This is a genomic window from Streptomyces sp. NPDC127084 (assembly GCF_042724175.1).
GTDB lineage: Bacteria > Actinomycetota > Actinomycetes > Streptomycetales > Streptomycetaceae > Streptomyces.
This window is the reverse complement of record NZ_JBHXFA010000012.1, coordinates 41,615-64,730: the sequence shown is the minus strand read 5'-3', so window position 1 is coordinate 64,730 and position 23,116 is coordinate 41,615. Positions and strand designations below refer to the sequence as shown.

The window sequence follows — 23,116 nt, the reverse complement described above, 5'->3', positions numbered from 1 at the left end:
AGCCCCGCGCGGCGGGCGGCGGGGGGGGGCGGGCGCCCTGGATGGGCAGGCAGGATCAGCCGAAGCAGTTCGGGACAGGGTTGGTCCCGGCGGCCTCGCAGTTGGTCGGGACGTTGTCGATGATCTTGATCTTGCCGTAGGTCTCGACAGTGCCCTGATTGTTCACACCGCCGGCGGGCGCATCGGAGATATTGCCCGTCACCTTGACGTCGGTGAGCCTGAGCAGGTCGCCGTCGCTGGTGTAGATTCCGCCGCCCGCGCCCTCCTCGCCGGGAGCCTGGTTGTTCACGATCTTGGACTCGCGGATCGAGACCGACTCGCCGTCGGCCAGGTTCGTGTAGACACCGCCGCCACGCCCGGACGCGGCCACGTTGCCGTACACCTTGCTGTTCTCGATCACTGCCGGGCCCTCGAGGTAGAAGCCGCCACCAGCGAAGATCTCCACACCGCGTGCGGTGTTGTAGGCCACGCGACTGTCGCCCACCACGAGTGAGCCGTTCTCGTGGTAGATGCCGCCGCCGTAGTAGCCGTGGTTGTACTCGATGGCGCTCGCGTCGACCTCGGTGGTGCCGGAACTGTAGACGCCGCCGCCGGAGCCTCCGTAGTTGTAGGAGACCAGGCTCTTCCTGAGCGCGAGAGTCCCGTCCTCGTTGTAGACGGCGGCATAGCCGTTTTCGGCGGTGCCGGAGACATTGCCCGTGATCTTGGACTTGATGATCTCGGCCTTGCCCTCGATGTTGAAGAAGGCGGCTCCGCTGTCACTGGAGTTACGGCTGATCTCGCTGTTGCGGACGGTCGCGATGCCCGCGTTGTAGATACCGCCGCCGTCGTCGCTGGCGATGTCGGCGACGGTGTTGCGGGTGACGGTGACATGGTCGAGGTCGAGCCGCCCCGCGGGATTGACGTAGATCGCGCCACCGTCCTCACCATCAGCCGACTTGCCGCGGGTGAGGGTGAGATGACTGAGCTTCAGGTCGCCCCCCGCCGCGACCTCGAAGAAGCGGAACTGGTCGGTGTCGGCGGCGCGCTGGATGGTGGCGCCGTTGCCGTGGATGGTGATCGGCTGGGTGATCTCGGGCAGGCCGTTCACACCGTCGTTGACCGTCAGGGTGTAGGTGCAGTCCTTGGCCAGGACCAACACGCCGCCGGTGTCCGAGTTCAGATCGACAAGCGCCGAGATCAAGGCGTTCGGGTCACACTCCACGTGCGTGGCGTCGGCGTCATCGTGGTGACCGTACTTGTCGCCGTTCTTGTCGTCACCCTTGCCCTTGCCGCGCCCCCCTTCGTCACCCTTGCCCTTGCCCTCGTTGCCTTTGCCCTCGCCACCCTTGCCCTTCTCCTTGGACGCGCCGCCGTCGCCCGCGCCGACCGGCAGGCCCTTTCCGTCCGCGGCGGACGCGGCCGACCGCGCCTCGGGCTGCCCGGTGTGCGTGGCAGCGACGATCGTGGTGGTGGCCGCCACCGTGGCGACACCTGCCGCACCGAGTACGGCCAACTTCCAGTGACGGCTCAGCACCGCCGCCACGTGTGATTCGGACATCTACGCAGCTCTCCTTCTGACAGGCCGCCACACCCCGGACTTCCAGGGTGAAAGTGCGCACATCAAATCACAATAAAAGCGAAATATAGGACAATAACTCTCTTCAGAGTGTCGGGGTCGGCATCCACCCCGTCCGTCCGCCGCCCGCATGCCCAGGCGTGAGTCCGCCCCCGGTTCGGGACACCGGGGGCGGATGGAGGAAAAGGTCTCTACCGAGGGGACAATGCGTCAGCCGAAGCAGTTCGGGACGGGATTGGCGCTGCCCTCGCAGTTGGTCGGGACGTTGTCGATGATCTTGATCTTGCCGTAGGTGGTGATCTCGCCGTCGTTGTGCACGCCGCCGGCCTCCGCGTCCGAGATGTTGCCGATCACCTTCACGTCGGTGAGCCTGGCGATGGACGCCCCGCGGTTGAAGAGGCCGCCGCCTCGGGCGTCGTTGCCGGGCGCCTGGTTGTCGATGATCTGGGTGTCACGGATCGAGGCCACCAGTTCGTCGGAGTCCAGGCTCGCGTTGACCCCACCACCGGTCGCATCGCTCTCGGTGACGGCATTGCCGACGATCTTGGTACCCACGATCGAAGCGGCCCCTGTCAGATCGATACCACCGCCGCTCCCACCCGCGGTATTGCCCTCCACGAGACTGTCGCGCACATAGAGCGAGTCGCCGTCACCTTGGAGGCCACCGCCCGTGGCAGCAGCGAAGTTGTGGGCGAAGGTGCTCTCCTCGACTTCCAACACGCCGTTGTCGGCGTACGCACCCGCACCGTCTTCAGCGGAGTTGTCGCTGACCGTGCTCCTACGGACCTTCATGACCTCTACGTTGTAGAGGGCGGACCTTCCGGTATCGAGGTCAGCGGTGTTGCCGGTGATCTCGCTGTCCTCGATCTCGATTCTGCCCTCGTTGCGGACGGCAGCGCCGTCCTGAGCGGCGTTCCGGTGGAAGACGCTCCTGCGCACGGTGGCGATCCCGCTGTTCAGAAGGCCTCCGCCGTCATCGGCCCCGATATCGTCGACGGCGTTGTCCGTGACCTTGACGTCGTTGAGTTCGAGCCGCCCCGCAGGACTCACCCTGAGCGCGCCGCCATCCTCGTCAGCAGCGCTCTTGCCACGGGTGAGAGTCAGCCGCCGCAGCTTGAGGTCACCACCGGGACCGACATCGAAGAGGCGGAACTGCTCCGCGTTCGCCGCCCGCTCGATCGTCGCCCCATGCCCGAAGATCGAAATCGGCTGAGTGATCTGCGGCAACCCGCTGCCGTCCAGATTCGCCGTCAGCGTGTACGTGCAGTCCTTCGCCAGAACCAGACTCCCACCACGGTCCTCGTTCAGCTTGACCAGAGCCGCGACCAGCGCGTTCGGGTCACACTCCACATACTCCTTGTCGTCATCCCCGTAGCCACCGCGCTTCCTGCCGCCGTAGCCTTCATCACCCTGCCCCCTCTTCTCATGGCCACCCTTGTCACCCTTGCTCTCTTTGCCACCCTTGCCGCCCTTGTCGCCCTTCGAGGAGGCGGACTTCTCCCCGCCCTCCCCGCCCTTGCCCCCTTTGGCTCCCTCTGCCTTCGGCGCGGGCGACGGCGTCTGCGCCTCAGCCGCCCCAGCGCCCGCCACCGAGACGCTCGTCGCGCCGACCAGCGTGACGAAGCCGGCCACCGCCACAACAGCAGCCCTCCAGTGACGGCTCAGCGTCACCGACCTCGCATATCCAGTCATTCGATGCAGCTCACTTTCCCTGTGAGAATCCGTCACACCCCCTCGCGGAACAGGGGCAGGGAGCACACCGAAACACAAATAAAGCCCAATATCCGACAATTACTCCGCGCGTGGGAGAGTCGCGAGGGCTCCCCCAACACTCTCACCCGCCCCCGACTGGATGCCGGGGCGGGCGAGAGTCCCCTCACTGCGGAGCGGACGGTCGTCAGCCGAAGCAGTTGGGAACGGGGTTGGCACCGCCCTCGCAGTTGGTCGGGACGTTGTCGATGATCCTGACCTTGCCGTAGGTCTCGACAGTGCCGTTGTTCTTCACGCCACCGGCAGGTTGGTCGGACAGGTTGTTCGCCACCTTCACGTCGGTCAGGCGCAGGATGCCGTCGTTGGCGTCAACGAAGACGCCGCCGCCCGATGCCGAGTTGCCGGGAGCCTGGTTGCCGGTGATCTTCGAGTCGCGGATCGAGACCGCGTCGCCCTCGTCAACGCTCACGTAGACACCGCCGCCCGTGGCCTCGGTGCTGGTGACGACATTGTCGACGATCTTGGTGCCTTCGACCGTCGCGGGCTCCGTGAGGTCGAGTCCACCTCCCCTCTCGCCGGCGGTGTTGCCCTCGATGAGGCTGTCGCGCAGATAGAGCGGACCGGCGTCACTCTCGATACCACCGCCCTCCAACACGGCGAAGTTGTGGGCGATGGCGCTCTTCTCGATCTCCAGCACCCCGTCGTTGTGCACACCGCCACCGTCGTTGCCGGTGTTGTTGCCGATCAGGCCGTTACGGAACTTCATGGAACCGGAGTTGTAGACAGCTCCGAAACCATCCACGGAATCGGCTGCGTTGCCCGTGATCTCGGTGTGGGTGATCTCCATCTTGCCGCTTTGGTTGTAGATGGCGGCGCCGTCCCGACTTGAGTTCCGGTGGAAAACGCTATTGCGCACCGTGGCGATCCCCTCGTTCAGGAGGCCGCCCGCGTCATCGTTGGCGATATGGCCGGTCGAGTTCTCCGTGACGTTGACGTCGTTCAGCTCAAGCCGTCCCGCGGGACTCACCCTGATGCCGGCAGCGTCCTCCCCCTCGACGGTCTTGCCGCGAGTGACGGTCAGCCTGCGCAGCTTCAGGTCCCCGCCAGCGCCGACATCGAAGATACGGAACTGCTCTGCGTTGGCGGCGCGGGCGATCGTGGCCCCGTGGCCGAAGATCGAGATCGGCTGGGTGATGCGCGGCAGCCCGCTGCCATCCAGGTTGGCCGTGAGCATGTACGTGCAGTCCTTGGCCAGGACCAGACTCCCGCCCCGGTCCGCGTTCAGCTCGGTGAGCACGGAGATCAGCGCGTTCGGATCACACTCCACGTACTCCTTGTCGTCATCCCCGTAGCCACCGCGCTTCCTGCCGCCGTAGCCCTTGTCCCCCTTGGCTCCCCCGTCGCTCTTCCCGGCCTTGTCGCCCTTGCCTCCTTGGCCTTCTTCATCACCCCCGGCTTTCGGCGCGGCGGACTTCTCCTTCGCCTCGCCTCCCTTGCCTCCCTTGACCTCCTCCGCCTTCGGCGCGGGAGACGGCGCCTGCGCCTCGGCCGTGTCCGCTTCCGCGACCACCGCGACGGTCGACATGCCGACCAATGTGGCGAAACCGGCCGCCGTCACCACAGCGGCCCTCCAGTGACGGCCGGACGCCGCCGACTTCGCACGACGCGTCACGCCCGCGCCCGTGCCCCGAGATCCAGACATCCGATGCAGCTCGCTTTCTCCGTGAGAGGCCGTCACACCCCCTCCGGATACAAAAGGGGCGAATAAGCCACACCCCACCATGTGAAAAGCAGAAAATAGGATGATTACTCCATATATGGGGGTGTCGCGCGGTTCGGTGGAGTGGCGCCATACGACGCTCGCCCGCCCCCGGCCTGATGCCGGGGGCGGGCGTGAGGAGTGCCGGGCGGGAACGGACCGTGCGTCAGCCGAAGCAGTCAGGCACGGGGTTGGGGCTGCCTTCGCAGTTGGTGGGCACGTTGTTGATGATGCGGTTCTTGCCGTGGGCTTCGACGGTGCCTTCGTTGTGGACGCCGCCGGCGGGCACGTCGGAGATGTTGTCCTCGACGCTGGTGTCGGTGAGGATGAGCGTGGTGTCCGGATAGACGTGGATACCGCCGCCGAGGCCGCCGGGAGCCTGGTTGCCGACGACCTTCGAGTGGCGGAGCGAGACCGCGCCACCAGTGTTCGCCAGGTTCACCCAGAGGCCGCCGCCCGTGCCTCCGGTGGTGACATTGTCCTTGATCTTGGTGTGCTCGATCACGCCTGGAGCAAGGAGGTTCAACCCGCCCCCAGCGGTACTGGCCACATTCTCCTTGAGAAGGCTCTTGCTCAGGTAGAGGCTGCCGTTCTGGTGATAGATGGCGGCGTCGGAGTTGGAGACGAAGTTGTGCGTGAAGTCGCTTCTCTTGATCCCCAGCACGCCGAATTCGCTGAAAGTGCCGCCACCGTCGAAGGCTTGATTGCCGTCGAACAGGCTGTTCGTGATCTGCGTCGCCCCCCTCTCGTGGAGCAACGCACCACCCCGCCCGGTGGTGAGGTCGGCGAAGTTGCCGACCAGTTCGGACTTGTCGATCTTCAGCTTTCCGTCGAAGCTGTGAATGGCGCCGCCGTCTCTCGCGGTGTTCCCGCTGAGGGAGCTGCGGCTGATCGCGGTGACGCCTTCGTTGTAGATGGCGCCGCCGCTGTCGAGGAAGGTGTCGTCGACGGTGTTGTCGTCGAAGGTGACCCGGTCGGCGTCGAAGCGCCCCGCAGGTCTGACGCGGACGGCGCCGCCGGGGTCATCGGCGGCCGACTTGGCACCCGTGAGCGTGAGGTCGCGCAGTCCGAGGTCCCCACCGGCTCCGACTTCGAAGAAACGGAACTGGTCGGCGTCGGCGGCACGCTCGATCGTGGAGCCGTTGCCATGGATGGTGATCGGCTGAGTGATCACCGGCAGACCGTTGCCGTCACCGTTGGCCGTCAGTGTGTAGGTGCAGTCCTCCGCCAGGAAGAGCTCGCCACCGCGGTCCGCATTGAGTTCGGTGACCGCCTCGGCCAGGTCGGCCGGGTCGCACTCCACATACAGCGTCGCCCCGCCCTCATGACCGTGACGCTGCTTGCCCCCGTGGCCGCCCGCGTCCTCGTTGCCGTAACCGTCCTCGTGATCGCCGTAGCCGCGCCCTCCCTCGCCTTCCGTGTCTTCCTTGTCCCCGCTGCCTCCCTTGTCTTCCTTGTCTTCCCCGCCCTCGTCATCCCCGTAGCCGTGATCAGCGCCGTCGCCCTTCGCCACGGCCGAGGGCGCGTGCGCCTCCGCCGTGTCCGCTTCCGCGACGGCCGGGACACTTGAAGTGCCGACCATTGTGGCGAGACCCGCCGCAGCCACAACGGCCGCCTTCCAGTGGCGACTCAATGCCGCCGGCTTCGCACGACGCGGGAGCCCCGCGCCCGTTTCCCGAGATCCAGACATCCGATGCGCTCTCCTTCTCTATGGCATGCCGTCACACCCCCTCAAAGACCAAAGGGGCAGAGTTGCGCATATCGAAACAGGCGGTAGTCCTTAAATAGGACAATTACTCCACGCGTGGGAGTGTTGGCGTGTCGCCGGGGGAACCGCGGAAATCTGTCGTAGCAACGCACTCGCCCGCCCCCGGGCCGGATGCCGGAGGCGGGCGACAGGTGTGCCGTATCAGAAAGGTGACTCAGCCGAAGCAGTGGAGCCGCCGGGTTGAGGCTGCCCCGCAGTCGGGCGTGTCAGTTCAGGACGACCGGGCGGGGCCCACGACATCGGCCTGACGGAGCTCCGCCAGCAGCTCGGTCTGACCCGCGAGGAGTTCGGTGAGGATCCGGCGGGCCGCGCGCAGCAGCTCGGCGACATCCCCTCCCGCCAGGGCGTAGCTCACGGTGGCGCCATCCCGGATGGAGACGACGATCCCGGAACGGCGCAGCACGGCCAACTGCTGGGACAGGCTCGACGGTTCGATCTCGATGTCGTCCAGCAGGTCGCGTACAGGTACGGGGCCGTGCTGGAGGAGCTCCAGAACCCGAATACGCACCGGGTGCCCGAGCATGCGGAAGAACTCGGCCTTGGCCTGGTAGAGCGGGACCTGCATGGCGAAATCACTCCTGGGCGGGGCGTGTCGTGCGCACCATCCTCCAGCCTCCCGGCCCCGCACACTCAGGCGTTTGCCCTGATCTGGATGTGGCGATGTGGCGACTTGAAGAAATTTTCAAGTCCTGGGTGTGCGAAGGCCGGGAAGCGGTGTATGCGGCTAGACCTCGAGCTCGGCTTCTATGCGCCTGAGCTGGTGGCGGGCCATGGCCAGGTTGGAGTTGCCCTTGTCGAGCACCAGATAGAGGAACAGCCCGTTGCCGGCGCGCCCCCTGAGCAGCCGGATGAGGTGGTACTGGCCGCCGAGGGTGATCAGGACATCCTCGATGTCGTCATTGAGCCCGAGGTGCTCCATGGTGCGGACTTTGGCGCGGATCACATCGGTATTGCCCGCCGCCGCCACCGCCAGGTCGAGGTCCTTGCCACCGCCCAGGGTGCCCAGCGCCATTCCGCTGGTGTAGTCGACCAGGGCGACCCCCAGAGCGCCCTCGATCATCGTCATCGTCTCCTTGAGGGAGACCTCCACGTTTGCCATTCCGGTCCTGCTCCTCGTCATGCTCGTCACAGCGTGCGTTGACCGGGCCTCGAAACTGCCTGCCCGTTCCGTTACGAGGACGCTACGTACTGTGCGCGGGCCGCGGAGAAGAAATTGCGATTACTGGTACATGACATGCGGAAAGTGGATATGATCCGCCGCCCGCCGGCCTGACCAGCCGCTCCAGGCCCGGAACAAGGCGGTGCCCCGGGACGCCAGGGTCCCGGGGCACCGTGTGTTCCTCGCGCGCCTGCGCCTGCCTGGCAGACCTACAGGAACGAGTTGATCTCGATGGTCTCGGTACGGCCCGGACCGACGCCGATCGCCGAGATCGGGGCGCCGGACATCTCCTCCAACGCCTTCACATAGGCCTGCGCGTTCTTCGGCAGATCCGCGAAGGTCTTCGCCTTGGTGATGTCCTCGGACCAGCCCGGGAGGTACTCGTAGACCGGCTTCGCGTGGTGGAAGTCCGTCTGCGAGTACGGCAGCTCCTCGACGCGCCGGCCGTCGATCTCGTACGCCACACACACCGGGATCTGCTCCCAGCCGGTGAGCACGTCCAGCTTGGTGAGGAAGAAGTCGGTGAGGCCGTTCACCCGGGTCGCGTAGCGCGCGATGACCGCGTCGAACCAGCCGCAGCGCCGGTCACGGCCGGTGGTAACACCGCGCTCGCCTCCGATACGGCGCAGTGCCTCACCGTCCTCGTCGAAGAGCTCGGTCGGGAACGGACCGGCGCCGACACGGGTGGTGTACGCCTTGAGGATGCCGATGACCCGGCTGATCTTCGTCGGGCCGACGCCCGCGCCGGTGCAGGCACCGCCCGCCGTCGGGTTGGACGAGGTGACAAAGGGGTACGTGCCGTGGTCGACGTCGAGCAGGGTGCCCTGGCCGCCCTCGAAGAGCACGACCTTGCCCTCGTCCAGCGCGTTGTTCAGGATCAGGGTGGTGTCGGCGACATACGGCCTGATCTTGTCGGCGTAGTCGAGCAGCTCCTCGACCACACGCTCCGCCTCGATGGCGCGGCGGTTGAAGACCTTGGCGAGGAGCTGGTTCTTCTGCTCGAGCGCCGCCTCGACCTTCTGCATCAGGATCGACTCGTCGTACAGGTCCTGGACCCGGATGCCGACGCGGTTGATCTTGTCGGCGTAGGTGGGTCCGATACCGCGGCCCGTCGTTCCGATCTTCCGCTTCCCGAGGAACCGTTCCGTCACCTTGTCGAGGGTGACGTTGTACGAGGTGATCAGATGGGCGTTACCGCTGATCAGGAGCTTGGACGTGTCAACGCCGCGCTCGTTGAGCCCGCTCAGCTCGGAGAGCAGGACAGCCGGGTCGACCACCACACCGTTGCCGATGACCGGGGTACATCCCGGCGAAAGGATTCCGGAAGGGAGGAGGTGGAGCGCATACTTCTGGTCGCCGACCACCACAGTGTGGCCGGCGTTGTTACCACCCTGGTAACGCACCACATAGTCCACAGATCCACCGAGGAGGTCGGTGGCCTTTCCCTTGCCTTCGTCACCCCACTGAGCACCGAGCAGCACAAGTGCGGGCACAGGCGTACACCCCTTCCGGGCGGGGCATGTCCAAGGTCGGGGGCCTGAGCCGCCGACCGGTGTTTGCCCCGGAATAGACGAAGCCCCTGGCGCAATAGCGCAAGGGGCTCTTGCACAAAGATGCTACCCGAGGAAGGACCGAGGTGTCGGCTCACGACCAGCTCTTGGTGGTCATCGACCCGGTCGCCCGCCGTTTTGACGGCGAGTCCGTTCGTATCGCGAAAGATGTGCTGTGCGCGAGCGCAGATGTGAAGATCTGCCTTCCGGACGGCCCCGGGGAGTTCGCCCGGACCCTGGAACGCAGGGGCGCCCGGCGCCCCGTCGTGATCGGTGACGACCGCGCGCTGCTGCGGGCCGTGTCGGCCCTGCACCGGGCGCGCGGGCTCGCGGATGAGGCTCTGTCGGTGGTGCCGGTCGGGGACGGGGCGTCGGTGGAGCTGGCACGTTCACTGGGAGTGCCGACCGGGGCGGTGGCAGCGGCCCGCGCCGTGCTGGACGGCGCGGCACGTGAGCTGGACCTGCTGGTGGACGACAGCGACGGGGTGGTGCTGGGGGCGGTACGCATCCCGGCCACGGTGTCGCGCATTTCCGCCGCCGCCGGGAGTCCCGGCGGGGCGTCGGTCTGGGACGCATGCCGTTCCTTGGTCCGCACCCTCGTCCGACCCGCCCCGCTGCCCCCGTCACCACCGCCGCGATCCGGCGTCGGACGGCTGCGTGTCGAGGCGGACGGGGTACTGCTGCACGATCTGGACGAGCCGGTCGAGGACGTACGGGTACGAACCGGGGACGGCGCCGCCGAGGTCATCGTCCGCGGCGGCGAGGGCGCGGACCCGGTCCGGGTCCTCGCCGAGGCGGTGACGGTCTCCGGTGCTGACTTCCGCTACCGCGCGGACACCAGGATCACGGGCCCGGTGCGCAAGCGGACCTGGACGGTGCGGGCGGGGGCCTGGTCGCTGACGCTTCCGGCGCGATGAGGCCGTCAGGCGGTAAGGCGCTGAGGCGGAACGCCTGTCGGGCGTACACCCGACAGGTCAGCGGTTACGACGCTCCGAAGACGCGCTCGCGGTGTTCGCGCCAGCGGCGCATCATCCCGGCCAGCTCGCCCTCCATGAACTCGAAGAACTCCAGCGACTCGGCGAGCCTGCGCCCGGCCGGGGTGGTCGCGCCGATGGTGGCGACACCGTCGCGGAAGGTGTGCTCCCAGCGCTTGAGCACGTTGTCGCGGTTGGCGAGCGCTTCGAACCACTGGTTGCTGTGCACGCGGTAGCGGTCGCGGCGGGAGCCCGGTTCGCGTTCGCGGGAGACCATGTCGACCTGGGAGAGGTAGCGGATCGCTCCGGAGACCGCGGCGGGGCTGACTTTCAGCCGCTCGCTCAGCTCGGCCGAGGTCAGCACTCCCGCTTCGCTGGAGAGGATCGCCGCGAAGACCCGGGCGGGCATCCGGGTCATGCCCGCCTCGACCAGCTGCGCGGCGAAGCGCTCGACGAAGTCGGACACCGCCTGCGGGACTCGTTCCTGCGGATCGGCCGGGTCCGTCTGCTCGGCTCTGTCGGCTTGGTCGGCTTGGTCGGTTTGGTCGGTCACCACCGGATTCAACTCCCCTGCTCACCGCCTCACCATGGCTGCGCCAAGTTTATATGCTTCCTTAACTTCACAATTTCGTGAAACCAGCTGGGTCGGTCGGCTCAGAGCTCGACCAGCAGCTCCCGTACCCCCCTGATCACAAACCCCGGCTTCCACTCCGGCTCAGCCGCCAGCCGCATCCCCGGCGCCTCGCGCAGCAGCTCTCCGAAGGACGCGGCCAGTTCGATCCGGGCGAGCGGAGCGCCCAGGCAGTAGTGGATACCGGCGCCGAACGAGATATGCGGATTGTCGGGTCGGGCGAGATCCAGCTCATCGGGACGCTCGAAACGAGCCGGGTCGCGGTTGGCGGAGCCGAAGAGCAGCGCCAGTTCCGAGCCCCGGGGGATGGTGGTCCCGTCGATCTCGACGTCGTCCAGCACCCAGCGTTCGAAGAGCTGGAGGGGGGTGTCGAACCGCATCAGCTCCTCCACGGCTGTCGGCAGTTGCGAGTGGTCGGCCCGCAGCCCGGCCAGCTGCTCCGGATGGCGGAAGAGGGTCCACCAGCCGTTCGCGGTGGTGTTGACGGTCGCCTCGTGCCCCGCGTTCAGCAGCAGCACACAGGTGGAGACCATCTCCTGTTCGCTGAGCCGGTCGCCCTCCTCGTAGGCGGCGATCAGCGCCGAGATCAGGTCATCGCCCGGGGCCTTGCGCCGCTCGGCGATCAGGCCCCGCAGATACTCCGAGAACTCGACCGAGGCCCGGACGGCGCGGGCCGCCGTCTCGTCCGTGGGATTCAGCTCGTACATCCCGCAGATGTCCGCCGACCAGGGCCTCAGCAGCACGCGATCCGCCTCCGGAACGCCCAGCATCTCCGCGATGACCGCCACCGGCAGCGGCTCCGCGACCTCGGCGAGCAGGTCGCCGCCGCCGTCCTTCACCAGCCGCCCCACCAGCTCGGCGGACAACCGCCGCACCGTGGGCTCCAACGCCTGAACGGTCCTGGGCGTGAACGCCTTGGTCACCAAGCGCCGGATTCGGGTGTGGTCGGGGGCCTCCAGATCCAGCAGCCCGTGGTCGTTGAGGGTGTGGAACGGCTCATGGGCGGCCGGCGGGGCGACACGCCCGAACTCCTCATGAGTGAAGCGGTGCAGATACGTCCGCCCGAGGCGCCGGTCGCGCAGCAGCGCCGAGACGTCCGCGTAGTGCGGCACCAGCCACTGCCGTGTCGGCTCGAACCAGTGCACCCGCCCTGCGGCGCGCAGCTCCGCGTACGCCGGGTAGGGGTCGGCGGCGAAGGCGGCGGACCAGGGAGCGAAGCGTGAGGCGGCGGGCCCTGAGGGGGCGGGGGCGTCCATGGAGGGACGCTAGGGTCAGCGGACGTAGTTCTTCAAGACCTCTGTGTCGAGCGTGATGCCGACCGGGTCGGGGAGCACGACCTCGGCACCGAAGGCGACCTTGTGCACGTCGCGGTAGCCACGGCTGCCGCCGTCGGGGTGCGGATCGCTGTGCACGGTGACCGTGCTGTCGTCGCGGTCGATCAGCAGGTAGACGGGGATGCCCGCGTCGGCGTACGCGAGGGGCTTCTCCTCGCGGTCGCGCTTGTCGGTGTCGCTGTCACTGTCGCTGTCGTACGAGGTGACCTCGACGGTCATGAGGACACCATCCGGGTTCGCCCACTCGCCCTGACCGGCGAAGGTCCCCCTTGGCGCAAGGGAGCCGTCCGGTCTGGCTCGACCCTTACGGTAGGAAGCCAGCTTCAGGCCCTGCTCGCCGAACAGCCACATGCCGGCCCCGACCTGCATGCAGCGTTCCTGAAGCCAGCTCATGATCTCGCCGTGATCACCGTCAGGCACGCGCTTTTCCCCGATCCGCCCGTTGATGAACTCCAACCTGACGGCGTCATCGGACTCTTTGGCGGTGAAATCGGCGATCTTCTCGAACTGTTCCACCGTCAACTGCGACATGGGCTCGGCCATAACCGTCATGGTGCACTCCTTCCAGTGCTCACGCCAGCATGGCCGTTTCACTCCCCCATCAGGACGATTCCCCTGATGATCACCCAGATGAGGGAAATCCCCCACTTCGACTACCCCTACCTACCCCGGCGTGACCAGCCTCGCCTCATACGCGAACACCGCCGCCTGCGTGCGGTCCCGCAGCCCCAGTTTCACCAGGATGCGGCTGACATGCGTCTTGATCGTGGACTCCGCGACCACCAGATGCGAGGCGATCTCCGCGTTCGACAGGCCCTGGGCGATCAGCACCAGCACCTCCGTCTCGCGCTCCGTCAGATCACCGATCTGGGCCATAGCCGGAAGCCGGGGCGAGGTGGAGATCCGGGAGAACTCGGTGATCAGACGGCGGGTGACGGTCGGCGCCAGCAGCGCCTCGCCGGCGGCCACGACCCGTACACCGTCCGCCAGCTGCCGGGCCGAGGCGTCCTTGAGCAGAAAGCCGGAGGCCCCGGCGCGCAGGGCCTGGTAGACGTACTCGTCCAGGTCGAAGGTGGTGAGGACCAGCACCTTCGCGTCGGAGTCCGCGGCCACGATCTCGCGGGTGGCCTCGATGCCGTTGAGTTCCGGCATGCGGATGTCCATCAGGACGACGTCCGGGCGCAGCGCCGCGACCTGGGCCACCGCCTGGCGGCCGTTGACCGCCTCACCGATGACCTCGATGTCCGGCATCGCGTTCAGCAGCACCGAGAAGCCTTCACGGACCATCGCCTGGTCGTCCACGATCAGTACGCGGATGCTCGTGCTGTCGCCGGCGCCGGTCATGCGGTCTCGTCCTTCGGGACGGGGAGATACGCGGCCACCTCGTAGCCGCCGTCGTCGGCGGGACCGGCGGTCAGCTCGCCGTTCAGCATGGTCACACGCTCCCGCATTCCGGTGAGGCCGTGGCCCGAGCCCGGGGACGGCTTGCTCAGCCGGTCGGCCGGGCCGTTCACGATCCGCAGACCCAGACCGCCCAGCACATACGAGACCTCGACCTTGGCCGAGGCGCCGGGCGCGTGCCGGAGCACGTTGCTCAGCGCCTCCTGGATGATCCGGTACGCGGAGAGCTCCACGCCCTGCGGCAACTCGCGGACCGCGCCGGTGATCGCGAGACTCACCTCAAGGCCCGCGTCGCGGACGTTGTCGAGCAGCCCGCCGAGATCGGCGGCGGCGAGGGTCGGCTGCGGGGCGTCGGGAGCCTCGTAGTCCTCGGCCCGTACGACACCGAGGACGCGGCGCAGCTCGGTGAGCGCGGCCACCGCGTTCTCACGGATGGTGACGAACGCCTGCTCCAGCTCCGGGGGCGGGTTCTCCACCCGGTAGGGCGCGGCCTCCGCCTGGATCGCGACCACCGACATATGGTGCGCCACCACGTCGTGGAGTTCGCGGGCGATGGTGGTGCGCTCCTCCAGCAGGGTGCGCCGGTCACGTTCGACGGCGGTGACACTCTGCTGTACGGCGACCTCCTCGCGGGCCTGGCGCCGCACATGCCACGAGGTCACGATGAGCAGGGACATCGCGGAGACGATCAGCATCGGCGCGGTGTTCGAGCCGTAGTAGCCGTTCGGGCTCAGCACCGCGCCGGCGAACGTGCCGTACACACCGGTCAGCAACCACATCCAGGCGGCGGTGCGGGGCCGGGTCCGGAAGGCGACGACCGTGAGCACCGTCAGATGCGTCATGAACGAGGGCATCGACCAGGGCCAGTCGCTCCAGCCCGACACGACCAGGGAGACGAACGGGGTGGAGGCCAGCGACAGCCAGAACGCGGCGACCGGCCTGACCAGCGTCAGCAGCACGGCCGCGGCGGGTACGAAGAGCACGAGCGCGTGCGCCTCGCTGCTCTCGTAAGGGCGCACGGCCACGGTGTAGCCGGCGCTCACGACGAGGAACGCGGCGAAGCCCACCAACGCGTGCCGGATCCAGACGGCCCAGTCGCGCAGCCGCCTGCCGGGGAGGCGGCGGATCACCGGGCCGTCCTTCCCGAGCGGCGGAAGCGGCCGGTAAGCGAGGACGTCGTGGGCAAGGTCCTCGCGAAGGCCCCGCAGCAGTCCCATGGCCACGCGGATCTCGGGGCTGCGGCTGTCGGTGCTTCCGGGCTTGGGGCTGCGGTCTCCGGCGCTGCCCGCCCGGGGGTCGGGTATGCGCTGGGTGGTCTGCGAATCGGTCACGTCAGCCAAGGTACGGTGACCGGCGCGCAGGGGCGTCACCTGCGATGCGGATCCTTGTGTATCCGTCCCAAGTACTACGCGGCCGACCGACGGGGTCACGGGCGGCTACCGGGCGACCGGCCGCGTCACAGGCGGACCACCGGACGACCGGCCGCGTCACAGGCGGACCACCGGACGACCGGGCTCTGAGACCCTGCTACCGGACCAGGCTGTGCGGCGCGCTACCAGGCGAGCTGGGCGATCTCCTCCGCGACCACGGCGCAGGCGTCCGACGCCGGATCGATCAGCGGGAAGTGCCCGACCTCTTCGAGGAGCGTGAAGCCGACCGTCTCGCCCGCCTTCGCCGCAGCGTCGGCATACGCCTCGGCGACGGCCGGTGGGACGACGGTGTCGGTACGGCCCTGGACGATGGTCGTCGCGATGCCGGTGGGCAGCAGCGATGCCGGGTCCGCGCAGGTCAGGCGCTCTTCGAAATGCTCGCCCGGGCCCAGGAGCTGGGGCACCGCCCCGCCGCACACAGTCAGCTCGGTCGCCCGCCGTAGGTCCGCGATGGGCGCGAGCGCGACGACTCCGCGCAGCGCGGGCGGCGCCGCGAGCCGCCAGCCGGCCGGAGCTCCGACGGGCAGCACATGCCGGGCGGCGGCCCACAGTGCGAGATGGCCGCCCGCGGAGTGCCCGGTGATGACGGTCCGCCGCGGGTCCGCCTGCGGCAGCGTCGCGGCGGCCAGGCGGGGCAGCGCGTCCAGCGCCGTCGCGATGTCGTCGAACGTGTCCGGCCAGCGCCCGGCCACGGGCCCGGTGGCGGCGGCATGGGCATCGGGATCCCGCTGCTGGGGCAGGGCGGCGCCTCTGCGGTACTCGACATTGGCGACGGCGAAGCCGCGCCGGGCGAGGAAGTCGGCGAACGGCGTCACATGCTGCCGGTCATACGGCGCCCGCCACGCCCCGCCGTGCAGTAGCACGACCAGCGGCGCCCGGTCCTGGCCGCCGCGCGGGGCGTAGAAGTCGACCTTCTGGTCCGGGTGTTCGCCGTATGCGGCGGTGGCGTCGGGAGCGACGGACGGATGCGACAGGGCCGAGCTCTCCTCGGCGGCGTCACGAGCGGCGGCGGCGCGGGAAGTCGCGTCGCGTCCTTCGTCGTCCGGGGCGGGGTCCCGCATGGCGCTCCAACCTTTCGGTACGGGGCCGAATCGACCCGGCCAGCCGGGACGGTACCAGGCACCTGAGCCCCGGGGTCAGGTGCGGGCGATCTTCGAGCAGTCCGCGTCCTCGCCGACTTCGCGGTGCCTCCCGCCCGGCGTCGGGCCGGGGCCGCCCAAGCCCTCGTGAAGCCCGCGGCAGGCTCCACGAGACGGGAGCAGACAGCTCCTCGCCACGGACTTTCGGATGGCTCCGACGACGCCGCGGGTTCCCGCAGGCTCCTGCCGCAGCCGGGGGTGCTTCCCGGGCCCGCTCTGCGGGAGCCGCGGGCCCGGGGAAGCCGCCGTGCGGGGCAAGAGCACCTCCACCACACCAGGGTGAGCCTGCGAACCGGGTGCGTGCGGATCAGGCGCTGCGCCATTCGTCGGTGACGCAGCCCATTTCGTAGTACCACCATCCGTGTTCCTGCCCGTGGCGCAGAACCGCCTTGATTCCGGTGAAGTCGGCGCAGGCCGGTGCGTTCAGGGCCACCATGGGAAAGTCCTCGCTGAAGACCTCGCCCCCGAGCCCGAACTGCGCGAACCGCTGCTGGACCGCCTGGGGGCTGCGCCCCAGCGGGCCGCTCGGAACTGCAACAACCCGGATCGTGCAGTTGCCGGAAGCACTGACCCTCCCGACCGCCCAGTGCACCCCGTCCGCGTCGGTCCGGAACCGCACCACGTCACCCTCGGCCACGCCGTCCTGAAGAAAAGGAACACTCTGCACCCGGGCCGTGTCCGCACTGAGCCTGATCGCCCACAGGCCCTCGGTGTCCTGCGGGAACCACCCCTCGCGAGGAGCGAACCGGAACCAGACCTTGATCTGCTCTACCGAACTGCCCATGACGGGCATCATGCGCCATCGCCATACGGCGCAGGGGATCGGCACCCGCGCCACAGGACGCGAACCAAGGGCAAGCCGAGGGCCCACGGCGACCCCGCGGCGCGGCTCGCGGGAGCCACCGCAGTCCCCGACACGCACCCGGCCGAGGCGAACGCGATGCCCGCCCCGGCCGAATCCGGGCCACGCCGCGCTCAGTCGCGCGGCGCCGCCGGCACCTGCGTCAGCACTTCTGCCAGCACTCGCGCCGCCCGTTCCGCGTCCGCGAAGCCGACGTACAGCGGGGTGAAGCCGAAGCGCAGCACATCAGGGCGGCGCAGATCGCCGACCACGCCGCGTTCGATCAGCGCCTTCATCACGGCGGGTGCCTCCGCGCAGGACAGCGCGACCTGGCTGCCCCGCTCCGCGTGGGCGCGCGGGGTCAGCGAGGTGACCCTGCCCTCGGGGGCGTACGCCTCGACGCACTCCAGGAAGAAGTCGGTCAGGGCCAGCGACTTGGCGCGGACCGCCGCTATCGGGACTCCGTCCCAGACGTCGAGCGCCGACTCCAGCGCCAGCATCGAGAGGATGTCCGGCGTGCCGACCCGGCCGCGCGGCGCGCCGTCCGCCGCCGTGTAGCCGGCGGCCATGGCGAACGGGTCGGCGTGCGAGTTCCAGCCGGGCAGCGGGGAGTCGAAGCGGGCCTGGTGCCGCTCGGCGACGTACAGGTACGCGGGCGCGCCGGGGCCGCCGTTGAGGTACTTGTAGGTGCAGCCGACCGCGAGGTCCACGCCGTGCTCGTCCAGCCCGACGGGCAGCGCTCCCGCGCTGTGGCACAGGTCCCAGACCGCCAGCGCGCCCGCGTCGTGGACGGCCGCGGTGAGGGACGGCAGGTCGTGCAGCCGGCCGGTGCGGAAGTCCACATGGTTGATGAGCGCCGCGGCCGTACGGGGCCCGAGCGCGGCGGGCAGCTCGGACGGAGCGACCGGCACCAGCCGGCGGCCGGTCAGCCGGGCGGCGGACTCGGCGATATAGCCGTCCGTGGGGAAGGTGGTGGCGTCGACCACGATCTCGTCGCGGGCGTCGTCCGCGACGATCCGGACCGCCGCGACCACGGCCTTGAAGACGTTGACGCTGGTGGAGTCGCCCACCACGATCCGGCCGGGCGCCGCGCCGACGAGCGGGGCGATCCGGTCGCCGATCCGCTCGGGTGCCGTCCACCAACCGCTCTCGTCCCACGAGCGGATGAGCAGCTCGCCCCATTCGCGGCTGATGACATCGGCCAGCCGGTCGGGGACATGGCGGGGCAAGGCGCCCAGCGAGTTCCCGTCCAGGTAGACCGTGCCGTCGTCAAGGGCGAACAGTTCGCGGCGCTTGGCCAGTTCGTCCGCCGCGTCCAGCTCCGCAGCCTTGGCTATCAGCGATGCCTCAGACATGGCTGCGCGCCGTCCACAGCTCGGGGAACACGCTCTTCGCCGCGCGCTTCTCCAGCCAGGCGACCCCGGCCGAACCCCCGGTACCGGCCTTGGCGCCCATGGCCCTGCGAGTGGCCACCAGATGGTCGTTGCGCCATCGCCACACCAGCTCGCCGACATCGGTCAGCGCCTCGCCGAGGCGTACCAGTTCGGCGTTCTGGTCGGCGCCCTCGTACACGGACGCCCACACCCGCTCCACCTCGGGCGACGGCTCATAGCGAAGCGCCAGGTCCCGGTCGAGCACCTCCCGCGGCACGGGCAGCCCGCGCCGCGCCAGCAGCCGCAGCACCTCGTCGTACAGGCTCGGCTCGTGCAGCGCCTTCTCCAGCTCGGCGTGCACGCGCGGGGCGCCGCGGTGCGGGACCAGCATCGACGCCGACTTGTCGCCGAGCAGGAACTCCATGCGCCGGTACATCGCCGACTGGAAGCCCGAACCCTCGCCGAGCGCACTGCGGTAGGCGTTGAACTGCACGGGGGTGAGCTGGGCGAGCGGACGCCAGGACGCGTTCAGCGCGTCCAGCTCGCGTACGGACCTCTTGAGCGCGTCCATCGCGACAGGCAGGTCGTCGCGGCGCAGGGCGTGGGACGCGGTTTCCCACTCATGGACGATGACGGTGAACCACAGCTCCATCACCTGGGTGGTGACCAGGAAGACCATCTCGCCGGGGTCGTCGGACCGCGGGTGCTGGAGATGGGTGAGGACATCCGCCTGGACGTAGTCCTCGTACGGGGTGGTGCCCGCGAAGTCGAGATTCGGGGTGACCGAACCGGCTCCGGAGGCATCGGGATACTGCGACATCGCTGTCTCCTGACACATGTGTCCGGGTAGCGGTCCGCCCCTCCCTTGGTGGTCTCGGAGCCCCGGTCCCCTCCGGGCATCATAAACACGGGCCCCAGGGGTAACGCGAGGGGCGAGCACCCGGAAAGGTGCCCGCCCCGTTCGCTACCCGCTGGTATGAACCCGCTGGTCAGTGGCGCCGGTCAGGTCAGCGTCGATCAGGTCCGCGCCGGTCAGCCCAGCGTCTGCGCCGCGGTCTCGGAGGACTCACGCAGGAACGTGGCGCAGCGCTCGTACTCCTCCTGCTCGCCGATCGCCTGGGCGGCACGGGCGAGCGCGTACAGGGCACGCAGGAAGCCCCGGTTCGGCTCGTGCTCCCACGGCACCGGGCCGTGGCCCTTCCAGCCGTTGCGGCGCAGGGCGTCGAGACCCCGGTGGTAGCCGGTACGGGCATACGCGTACGACTCGACGGGCCGACCCGCCTCGAACGCGTCGTCGGCGAGCTGCGCCCAGGCGAGCGAGGACGCCGGGTACTTCGCGGCGACATCGGCGGGCGCGGTGCCCGCGGCGAGCAGCTCCCGGGGCTCCGGGTCGTCGGGAAGCCGGGTGGGGGGCGGTCCCCCGAGCAGGTTTTCGTGGATGGACATGGCTTCAGTGTCACAGAACCGGGGGCCTGGCAGCGTCACCCCTCCTCGATGCCCCGCTCGCGGCCCGGTGCACGCTCCACCGGGCTCTCCAGCGCGGGCGCCCCGACCCCGCACTGCACCTTGCACTCGGGGTGGCAGCACGGCAGTGCCGGGCGGCGCACCAGCGTGAAGGCGAGCGCCGCGCCCAGCACCAGGACGCCCGCGCACAGCGGCATAGCCCGGCGGAAGGTCGCCGCGAACTCCTCCGGTACGCGGTACGCCTCCGGGCCCATGCCGACCAGCAGTGGCAGCGCGGCCACCGCCAGCAGGCCGGCGGCGCGGGCGGCGGCGTTGTTGACGCCGCTCGCGATCCCCGCCCGCGCGGTGTCCACGGAGGCCAGCACCGTCGCGGTCAGCGGGGCGACGAGCGTGACCATGCCGAGGCCCAGCACCAGCGTGGCGGGCAGCACGTCCGCCGGATACGAGGCGTCCGGGCCGACCCGCAGCATCAGCAGCATTCCGGCGGCGCAGACCAGCGGGCCGACCGTGAGCGGGATACGGGGGCCGACGCGCTCGCCCAGCGCGCCCGAGCGTGCGGAGAGGGTGAGCATCAGCAGGGTGGTGGGGAGCAGGGCGGTGCCCGCGGCGAGGGCCGAGTAGCCCGCGACGACCTGGAGCTGGAGAGCGGCGAGGAAGAAGAACCCGCTGAACGCCGCGTACACGCACAGCGTGACCAGGTTGACGGCGGTGAACTGGCGCGAGGAGAAGATCGACAGCGGCAGCATGGGCTCGTCCCGGCGCCGCTCCACGGCCACGAACGCGACCCCTGCCGCCACCCCGGCCACGCCCGCCCACCAGGACATGTCGATGAGCCCGTACGTCACCAGCGCGAGGCTGAGCGCCCCGAGCACCGCACCGAGCACGTCGAACCGGCCGTGGGCACCCGGGTCCCGCGACTCGGGGACATGCCGCAGCGCGACGGGCAGGCATACGGCGGCCAGCGGGACGTTCAGCAGGAACACCCAGCGCCAGCCGGGGCCGTCGACCAGCCAGCCGCCGACGAACGGGCCCACGGCCGCGCCGACCCCGCCGAAACCGGACCACAGGCCCACGGCGCGAGCCCGGTCGTCCGGGTGGAAGGCGGCCTGGATCAGCGCCAGCGAACCCGGGGTGAGCAGCGCCCCGCCGACGCCCTGGAGGGCCCGCGCGATGATCAGCAGCGTCGCGTTCGGCGCGAGTCCGCACATCAGCGAGGCCAGCGCGAACCACGCCACACCGATCACGAACACCCGCCGCCTGCCGTAGCGGTCCCCGAGCGCCCCGCCCAGCAGGATCAGCCCGGCGAGGGTCAGCATGTAGGCGTTGACCGTCCACTGGAGCCCGGCCAGGTCCGCGCCGAGGTCGTCACCGATGTGCGGGAGCGCGACGTTCACGACGGTGGAGTCCAGCATGGCCATGCTGGACCCGAGGACGGTCGTCAGGACCACCCAGCGGCCGGCCGCGGTCGCGAGCCGGATGTCCATGTGGCCAGCGTAGGTTTCCCGGGCCCGCCCGGCGCGATGGGCCTCGCGGTCAGGGGCCGGTGGCCAGGGCCCCGTGATCGGCTATCCGCTGCGGCGTGGGGGCGAGGCCCGTACACCCCAGCCCGTCGGGTGCCCCTGCCCCACGGGTGCGGGGATGGGGTACACCGCGAGGCGACGCGCCCCGTGCAACGGGGGACCCGGCCTCAGATCAGCCGGGTCAGGGCGCTGACCAGCGCGTCCGCGCCATGCTCCACCTTGCTCCGCGGGCATCCCACGTTGACGCGGACGAAGCCGTCCGCCCCGTACACCGCCCCCCGCATCATCGCCACACGCTCACGCTCGATCAGCTCGCGCTGGAGGGCCTCATCGCTCACGCCCAGGGCCCGCAGGTCGATCCATGCCAGATACCCGGCCTGCGGCGGAACCCAGCCCAGCGCGGGGAATGCCCCGTTCAGCCGCTCGGCGAGCAGGCGCAGGTTCCCCGCGACATAGCCCCGTGCGGCGTCCAGCCAGGGGGCGCCATCCCGGTAGGCCGCGATATGTGCCGTGAGCGAGAGGACCGACGGGGAGGCCAGCCCCTCGCCCGTCTCCATACGGTCGGTGAACGTCGCCCGCTCGCCGGGGTCGCCGATGATCCCGTAGGAACCGTTCAGCGCCGGGAAGTTGAACGCCTTGGAGGCGGAGCTGATCAGCGCCCAGCGTCCCTCTTCCGGTGCGAAGCGCGACCACGGCAGATGCCGGTGCCCGTCGTGGACGAAGTCGGCGTGGATCTCGTCGCTGATCACGGTGACTCCGTGTCCGGCCGCCAGCCGGGCCGTCTCCGCCAGCTCGGGCTCCGTCCACACCCGGCCCGTCGGATTGTGGGGCGAGCACAGGATCAGCACCTTCGTGTCGGGGCGGGCCAGCTCCCGCTCCAGCGCCGCGGCATCCCCCAGCGGCACCCCGCGCAGCTCCCGGCCGAGCCCGGTCACAGCCTTGCGGAAGCCGTCGTATGTGGGGGTGTGCACGGCCACACCTTCGCCGGGCAGCGCCCACATCCGCAGGAGCTGGGAGAGCTGGTTGAGCACGGAGGGCCCGTACACGATCTGCTCCGGGTCGATCGCGGTGCCGTGGCGGCTCTCGTACCAGGCACCTATCGCCTCGCGGAACTCACTCAGACGCCAGTCCGTGTAGCCGAACACCCCGTGCGCGAGCCGTTCCCGCAGCGCGTCCAGCACCGGGGGCGCGGACGGGAAGTCCATGTCGGAGATGGTGAACGGCAGCAGCCCGTCCACACCGAAGCGGTCCGCGACACCGTCCCACTGGACGCATGCGGTGCCCCGGCGGTCGATCGGCTTGTCGAAGTCGTACGTCGTCGCCATCGTCATGGCCCTTTCTTGCTTCCCCGTTCCCCTGATTCCCCGTGTCTCTGTTCCCCGTGCCCGTGGCCCCGTGGCCCCGGGCAGGACGATGGGGCCCGCCCCCGGGCGGGGGCCAGGGGCGGGGGCGCCCCCCCGCCCCCACTCGTAGGCGGGCGCGGGCCCCCGCGCGCGCCACCGCCC

The 23,116-nt window shown here is 69.5% G+C and carries 20 protein-coding genes; 1 reads left to right on the top strand and 19 read right to left on the bottom strand.

What is annotated here, in order from left to right:
- Nucleotides 1-55: 55 nt before the first annotated feature.
- From ACFWI9_RS05165 to ACFWI9_RS05135, 7 genes are all read right to left on the bottom strand, one after another.
- Complete coding sequence (locus tag ACFWI9_RS05165) at nucleotides 56-1,540, bottom strand: hypothetical protein (RefSeq protein ID WP_387159138.1); 1,485 nt, start codon at nucleotides 1,538-1,540, stop codon at nucleotides 56-58.
- 228 nt (nucleotides 1,541-1,768) lie between these two features.
- Nucleotides 1,769-3,190, bottom strand: a complete 1,422-nt coding sequence (locus ACFWI9_RS05160; protein ID WP_387159137.1) for a right-handed parallel beta-helix repeat-containing protein — start codon at nucleotides 3,188-3,190, stop codon at nucleotides 1,769-1,771.
- A gap of 265 nt (nucleotides 3,191-3,455) precedes the next feature.
- Nucleotides 3,456-4,853: a hypothetical protein gene (locus ACFWI9_RS05155; protein ID WP_387159136.1), complete on the bottom strand. Its 1,398-nt coding sequence runs from the start codon at nucleotides 4,851-4,853 to the stop codon at nucleotides 3,456-3,458.
- 340 nt (nucleotides 4,854-5,193) lie between these two features.
- The gene (locus ACFWI9_RS05150) at nucleotides 5,194-6,633 is read right to left on the bottom strand and encodes a hypothetical protein (protein WP_387159135.1); all 1,440 of its coding nucleotides are present in this window, start codon (nucleotides 6,631-6,633) and stop codon (nucleotides 5,194-5,196) included.
- A gap of 373 nt (nucleotides 6,634-7,006) precedes the next feature.
- The gene (locus ACFWI9_RS05145; protein WP_387159134.1) at nucleotides 7,007-7,360 is read right to left on the bottom strand and encodes an ArsR/SmtB family transcription factor; all 354 of its coding nucleotides are present in this window, start codon (nucleotides 7,358-7,360) and stop codon (nucleotides 7,007-7,009) included.
- 159 nt (nucleotides 7,361-7,519) lie between these two features.
- The gene (locus ACFWI9_RS05140; protein ID WP_387159133.1) at nucleotides 7,520-7,894 is read right to left on the bottom strand and encodes a hypothetical protein; all 375 of its coding nucleotides are present in this window, start codon (nucleotides 7,892-7,894) and stop codon (nucleotides 7,520-7,522) included.
- A gap of 269 nt (nucleotides 7,895-8,163) precedes the next feature.
- Complete coding sequence (locus ACFWI9_RS05135) at nucleotides 8,164-9,447, bottom strand: adenylosuccinate synthase (RefSeq protein WP_387159132.1); 1,284 nt, start codon at nucleotides 9,445-9,447, stop codon at nucleotides 8,164-8,166.
- A 143-nt stretch (nucleotides 9,448-9,590) separates the two neighbouring features.
- On the opposite strand from ACFWI9_RS05135, the gene ACFWI9_RS05130 reads away from it, so the two are divergent.
- Nucleotides 9,591-10,421 carry a diacylglycerol kinase gene (locus ACFWI9_RS05130; RefSeq protein ID WP_387159131.1) on the top strand — a complete coding sequence of 277 codons (831 nt, stop codon included), beginning with the start codon at nucleotides 9,591-9,593 and terminating at the stop codon, nucleotides 10,419-10,421.
- A gap of 64 nt (nucleotides 10,422-10,485) precedes the next feature.
- On the opposite strand, the gene ACFWI9_RS05125 is transcribed toward ACFWI9_RS05130, so the two are convergent.
- The 12 genes from ACFWI9_RS05125 to ACFWI9_RS05070 form a co-directional block, all read right to left on the bottom strand.
- Complete coding sequence (locus ACFWI9_RS05125) at nucleotides 10,486-11,031, bottom strand: GbsR/MarR family transcriptional regulator (protein WP_387159130.1); 546 nt, start codon at nucleotides 11,029-11,031, stop codon at nucleotides 10,486-10,488.
- A 101-nt stretch (nucleotides 11,032-11,132) separates the two neighbouring features.
- A complete protein-coding gene (locus ACFWI9_RS05120) occupies nucleotides 11,133-12,365 on the bottom strand; it encodes a cytochrome P450 (protein WP_387159129.1) in 1,233 nt (410 codons plus the stop codon).
- A 15-nt stretch (nucleotides 12,366-12,380) separates the two neighbouring features.
- On the bottom strand, nucleotides 12,381-12,995 hold the full coding sequence (locus ACFWI9_RS05115; RefSeq protein ID WP_387159128.1) for a Uma2 family endonuclease: 615 nt from the start codon (nucleotides 12,993-12,995) through the stop codon (nucleotides 12,381-12,383).
- Between the two features lie 111 nt (nucleotides 12,996-13,106).
- Entirely contained in the window at nucleotides 13,107-13,787 is a 681-nt protein-coding gene (locus ACFWI9_RS05110) for a response regulator (RefSeq protein ID WP_387159127.1), read from the bottom strand.
- The gene (locus tag ACFWI9_RS05105; protein WP_387159148.1) at nucleotides 13,784-15,184 is read right to left on the bottom strand and encodes a sensor histidine kinase; all 1,401 of its coding nucleotides are present in this window, start codon (nucleotides 15,182-15,184) and stop codon (nucleotides 13,784-13,786) included. Before ACFWI9_RS05105 ends, ACFWI9_RS05110 begins: the two co-directional genes overlap by 4 nt.
- A 212-nt stretch (nucleotides 15,185-15,396) precedes the next feature.
- Nucleotides 15,397-16,335: an alpha/beta hydrolase gene (locus ACFWI9_RS05100; protein WP_387159126.1), complete on the bottom strand. Its 939-nt coding sequence runs from the start codon at nucleotides 16,333-16,335 to the stop codon at nucleotides 15,397-15,399.
- A 385-nt stretch (nucleotides 16,336-16,720) separates the two neighbouring features.
- The gene (locus ACFWI9_RS05095; protein ID WP_387159125.1) at nucleotides 16,721-17,197 is read right to left on the bottom strand and encodes a DUF4265 domain-containing protein; all 477 of its coding nucleotides are present in this window, start codon (nucleotides 17,195-17,197) and stop codon (nucleotides 16,721-16,723) included.
- 191 nt (nucleotides 17,198-17,388) lie between these two features.
- Nucleotides 17,389-18,609 carry a kynureninase gene (kynU, locus tag ACFWI9_RS05090; protein WP_387159124.1) on the bottom strand — a complete coding sequence of 407 codons (1,221 nt, stop codon included), beginning with the start codon at nucleotides 18,607-18,609 and terminating at the stop codon, nucleotides 17,389-17,391.
- Nucleotides 18,602-19,447, bottom strand: coding sequence for a tryptophan 2,3-dioxygenase family protein (locus ACFWI9_RS05085; RefSeq protein ID WP_387159123.1), 846 nt, complete (start codon nucleotides 19,445-19,447; stop codon nucleotides 18,602-18,604). Before ACFWI9_RS05085 ends, kynU begins: the two co-directional genes overlap by 8 nt.
- Nucleotides 19,448-19,659: 212 nt before the next feature.
- Nucleotides 19,660-20,073, bottom strand: a complete 414-nt coding sequence (locus tag ACFWI9_RS05080; protein ID WP_387159122.1) for a DUF3151 domain-containing protein — start codon at nucleotides 20,071-20,073, stop codon at nucleotides 19,660-19,662.
- 35 nt (nucleotides 20,074-20,108) lie between these two features.
- Entirely contained in the window at nucleotides 20,109-21,575 is a 1,467-nt protein-coding gene (locus ACFWI9_RS05075; protein WP_387159121.1) for an MFS transporter, read from the bottom strand.
- Nucleotides 21,576-21,778: 203 nt separating this feature from the next.
- Nucleotides 21,779-22,936 (bottom strand): MalY/PatB family protein, encoded by a 1,158-nt coding sequence (locus ACFWI9_RS05070; RefSeq protein ID WP_387159147.1) that lies wholly within the window; start codon nucleotides 22,934-22,936, stop codon nucleotides 21,779-21,781.
- Between the last annotated feature and the right edge of the window lie 180 nt (nucleotides 22,937-23,116).

What these genes read in the sequence shown, in the direction of transcription:
- ACFWI9_RS05165 (WP_387159138.1), bottom strand. Translation starts at nt 1,540, where the DNA reads ATGTCCGAATCACACGTGGCGGCGGTGCTGAGCCGTCACTGGAAGTTG.
- ACFWI9_RS05155 (WP_387159136.1), bottom strand. Translation starts at nt 4,853, where the DNA reads ATGTCGACCGTCGCGGTGGTCGCGGAAGCGGACACGGCCGAGGCGCAG.
- ACFWI9_RS05145 (WP_387159134.1), bottom strand. Translation starts at nt 7,360, where the DNA reads ATGCAGGTCCCGCTCTACCAGGCCAAGGCCGAGTTCTTCCGCATGCTC.
- ACFWI9_RS05140 (WP_387159133.1), bottom strand. Translation starts at nt 7,894, where the DNA reads ATGGCAAACGTGGAGGTCTCCCTCAAGGAGACGATGACGATGATCGAG.
- ACFWI9_RS05120 (WP_387159129.1), bottom strand. Translation starts at nt 12,365, where the DNA reads ATGGACGCCCCCGCCCCCTCAGGGCCCGCCGCCTCACGCTTCGCTCCC.
- ACFWI9_RS05115 (WP_387159128.1), bottom strand. Translation starts at nt 12,995, where the DNA reads ATGACGGTTATGGCCGAGCCCATGTCGCAGTTGACGGTGGAACAGTTC.
- ACFWI9_RS05110 (WP_387159127.1), bottom strand. Translation starts at nt 13,787, where the DNA reads ATGACCGGCGCCGGCGACAGCACGAGCATCCGCGTACTGATCGTGGAC.
- ACFWI9_RS05100 (WP_387159126.1), bottom strand. Translation starts at nt 16,335, where the DNA reads ATGCGGGACCCCGCCCCGGACGACGAAGGACGCGACGCGACTTCCCGC.
- ACFWI9_RS05095 (WP_387159125.1), bottom strand. Translation starts at nt 17,197, where the DNA reads ATGGGCAGTTCGGTAGAGCAGATCAAGGTCTGGTTCCGGTTCGCTCCT.
- kynU (WP_387159124.1), bottom strand. Translation starts at nt 18,609, where the DNA reads ATGTCTGAGGCATCGCTGATAGCCAAGGCTGCGGAGCTGGACGCGGCG.
- ACFWI9_RS05085 (WP_387159123.1), bottom strand. Translation starts at nt 19,447, where the DNA reads ATGTCGCAGTATCCCGATGCCTCCGGAGCCGGTTCGGTCACCCCGAAT.
- ACFWI9_RS05080 (WP_387159122.1), bottom strand. Translation starts at nt 20,073, where the DNA reads ATGTCCATCCACGAAAACCTGCTCGGGGGACCGCCCCCCACCCGGCTT.
- ACFWI9_RS05075 (WP_387159121.1), bottom strand. Translation starts at nt 21,575, where the DNA reads ATGGACATCCGGCTCGCGACCGCGGCCGGCCGCTGGGTGGTCCTGACG.
- ACFWI9_RS05070 (WP_387159147.1), bottom strand. Translation starts at nt 22,936, where the DNA reads ATGGCGACGACGTACGACTTCGACAAGCCGATCGACCGCCGGGGCACC.